The organism is Candidatus Contendobacter odensis Run_B_J11 (assembly GCF_000531125.1).
Lineage (GTDB): Bacteria > Pseudomonadota > Gammaproteobacteria > Competibacterales > Competibacteraceae > Contendibacter > Contendibacter odensensis.
Map to the genome: position 1 here is coordinate 1 of NZ_CBTK010000228.1, position 2,914 is coordinate 2,914.

A 2,914-nucleotide genomic window follows, 5' to 3' on the forward strand; every position below is an offset into this window, starting at 1 on the left:
TGCGCCCGCGTTCAAAGGGGGTTGGTTAATGCCACCTTCGAACAAAAGCGTCAGCGGGTCGATCTTTTGATCGATCGGGTTATCGTGACGGATGCCGAGGTCGAAATTCGTTATGTCATCCCTACCCACCCGAGCAGCGAGCACATCCGTTTTTGTCATTTGCGTAAAGACTATTTCGGTGGCCCAGACCGGGTTGGGTCGATCAATGATGAGATCACGCAGCAGGTAGGGGAAAACCGGATGCACCGGGCACCGCTCGCTGGTGCGGGGCTTGGGGTACAGGGCTTGGATACCCATTTTCCGCATCAAGGTACGAACCCGCTTGCATCCGATCAGCGTCCCCTCTTTCCGCAACACGTCACGGAGCATCCGTACTCCCGCGAAGGGGGACTCCAAATGCCGTTCATCGATTCGGTGCAGGAGCGCGAGATCAGGGGGTGAAATCGGCACCGGTTCGTAGTAAGCGGTGGATCGTGCCACATTCAGAAGCGGGCATTGCCGGGTCACGGGCAGATCGTGGGTGCGGTCGATCATCGCTTTGCGCTCAGCAGCCCCGCCTTGGTGAGCGCATTTTCTAAAAAATCGTTCTCCAAGGTGAGCTGCCCGATCTTGGCGTGCAGCGTTTTTAAATCGGGATCCGGTGCAGGAGGATTCCCTTCACCGAAAACCTGTGCTGCACGCTCTATCAGCTGGCTTTTCCAGTCGGTCACTGGGTTCGGGTGAACCTCAAACTGCTGCGCTAACTCTGCCAAGGTTTTGTCGCCCTTGAGGGCCACTACTGCCACTTGAGCCTTGAAGGTCGGTGAGTGATTCCGCCGTTTGCGTCTTGCCATGCCGAGTTCCTCTTGCAGGCCCTTTCGGGGCCGGTTCCGGGGGCAAGGCTATCACTTATCAGACTGTCCAAATTTCCGGGAGTGGCTCTGTCTTGTGCGTGCAGGACAGCATGGAGTTGGACGATACCGCTCAACCGGGCATCGCCGGGCTGGGGCCGCTGAGATCTTTGCGGCAGCATGGGCTGTACGTGCATCCCACCTTGGCGGTCACGCCGGACGGGGTACCGCTGGGGGTGCTGGACGCCTGGATGTGGACCCGCGACCGGGAGACGTTGGGGGAGGACAAACGGCACTGGCCGATCGAAGCGAAGGAAAGTATGCGTTGGCTTGAGGGCTTCGAGCGCTGCGCCGAGCTGGCCGCGACCCTGCCGGACACCCGGCTGGTCTACGTCGCCGACCGGGAAAGCGACATTCACGAGTTCATGGTTCGGGCGCAGTGCCACCCGCAGGTGGACTGGCTGATCCGGGCCGCTCAAGACCGCAAATTGGCCGAAGGCGATACCCTCTGGGACCGGTTGGCGCAAGCCTCGGTATTGGGCGAAGTGAGCTTCACCCTCCCGGCCCGGCCGAGTCGGCCGAGCCGGCCGGTGGTGTTGACCCTGCGGGTCGAACGGGTCACGGTGCAGCCCAAAGGGGGCGAACCGGTCACCGTGACCGCGCTGCGGGCGCGGGAAGAACGAGCCTCCGTCGGGGTCGACCCCCTCGACTGGCGGTTGCTGACTAACCGCCCGGCGGAGACCTTGGCAGCGGCGGCCGAGTTGATTCAATGGTACGGCCGCCGGTGGACCATTGAGGTTTTCTTCCGAATCTTCAAAACCGGCTGCCGGGTGGAAGCCTTGCAACTCAGCACCTTGGAGCGGTTGGAACCCGCCTTGGCCTTGTACCTCATCATCGCCTGGCGGATTCAGTACCTCACGGTGTTGGGCCGCGTCACCCCGACCCTGCCGTGCGACGCTGTGCTGGATCCGGACGAATGGCACCCCGTCTACGTCGCTATCCACCGCCAGCCCCCGCCGACGACCCCCCCCGCTGCCCGCGATGATCGGCTGGATCGCCCGCTTGGGTGGCCATTTGGGTCGCAAGGGTGACGGCCCCCCCGGTCCCAAGGCCCTGTGGATCGGCTTGCAGCGCGCTCGTGATCTCGCCTGGGGGATGCAATTGGCATCTGATCTCCATATGCAATCAGTCACTTAGAGATGTGTGCAATGGACAGCATTAAGGACTCAGGGCAATCGCGCTATGTGGTAGCCGGGGTTGGGGTGCCGAAGAGGAGGTGCAACCGGTAATCATCATTAAGGGCGGCGCGGCGTTTGCGGCGACGGATGCTATTGCGGGGCAGGCCATTGTGGCGCAGCACGTTCAAGGCCAGCCGACGGATCAAGACCAGGTTTTCCGCCGAGTGATCTTTGAGAGTCCGACAGGCCTCTTCGCCAAATTGCACATCCAAGACCCAATGCTGTTGATTTTCGATCCCCCAATGGCTGCGGACGGTGGTTGCAAACCGGTCGCGCTCCGGGAACGAGCACAGGAAATAACGGCATTCGGTGCTGGTTTGGTCACCGATGATGCGGGTGGACTCGACCCGCCCAACCGCCTGGAGTCCGGCCCAGTCCGGTTTCGCCTCCAGCCCATCGATCCGGTCACCGAGGGCGTAGCGACGGATTTCGATCCGGCCGTGGTCCTTCTCCACCGTTTCCAGAACGGGCAGCCGGCCGCAGGCGACTTCGGTATCGAGCCACAGTCGGACGTCTTCGCACAAGGTCGGAGGGTTGTCCTTGAGAGTCAGGACGTAGTCACCTCCCGCGTCCACGATCGCTTGGGCGATGGCTTTCTGGCAGCCCATGGCGTCGATCGACACCATCGCCCCCTGCAAGTCCAGCAGGGCCAGCAGGTCCGGGATCGCGGTGATCTCGTTGGACTTCTCCGCCACCGCCTGCTGCGCCAACACCCAGCGCGCCCGGCCGGCAAAGGCACTCACCCAGTGGACCGCCGGGTTCGCCCCGTCCCGACTCCCCCGCACCGCCTTGCCATCCACACCGACCGGCTCGTCGGCCAACCCCGGCAAGGCCGCCGTCGCCCAA

3 protein-coding genes and 1 pseudogene are annotated in these 2,914 nt (G+C 62.8%); 2 read left to right on the forward strand and 2 right to left on the reverse strand.

Annotated features, from left to right (window positions below):
• Nucleotides 1-150: 150 nt before the first annotated feature.
• A pseudogene (locus BN874_RS25765) lies at nt 151-833 on the reverse strand (IS3 family transposase); the annotation flags it as partial.
• Between BN874_RS25765 and BN874_RS13240 the strand changes: the two are divergent.
• Together BN874_RS13240 and BN874_RS26495 are read left to right on the forward strand one after the other, a co-directional pair.
• Complete coding sequence (locus BN874_RS13240) at nt 803-1,921, forward strand: IS4 family transposase (protein WP_154724931.1); 1,119 nt, start codon at nt 803-805, stop codon at nt 1,919-1,921. The pseudogene BN874_RS25765 and the gene BN874_RS13240 sit on opposite strands and share 31 nt — an antisense overlap.
• Complete coding sequence (locus BN874_RS26495; protein ID WP_081756390.1) at nt 1,872-2,027, forward strand: IS4 family transposase; 156 nt, start codon at nt 1,872-1,874, stop codon at nt 2,025-2,027. Before BN874_RS13240 ends, BN874_RS26495 begins: the two co-directional genes overlap by 50 nt.
• 43 nt (nt 2,028-2,070) lie before the next feature.
• Here the strand turns inward: BN874_RS26495 and BN874_RS13245 are convergent.
• Nucleotides 2,071-2,914, reverse strand: an 844-nt coding sequence (locus BN874_RS13245; RefSeq protein ID WP_034434240.1) for an ISAs1 family transposase, incomplete at its 5' end; no start/stop codon positions are given.

What these genes read in the sequence shown, in the direction of transcription:
- BN874_RS26495 (WP_081756390.1), top strand. Translation starts at nt 1,872, where the DNA reads ATGATCGGCTGGATCGCCCGCTTGGGTGGCCATTTGGGTCGCAAGGGT.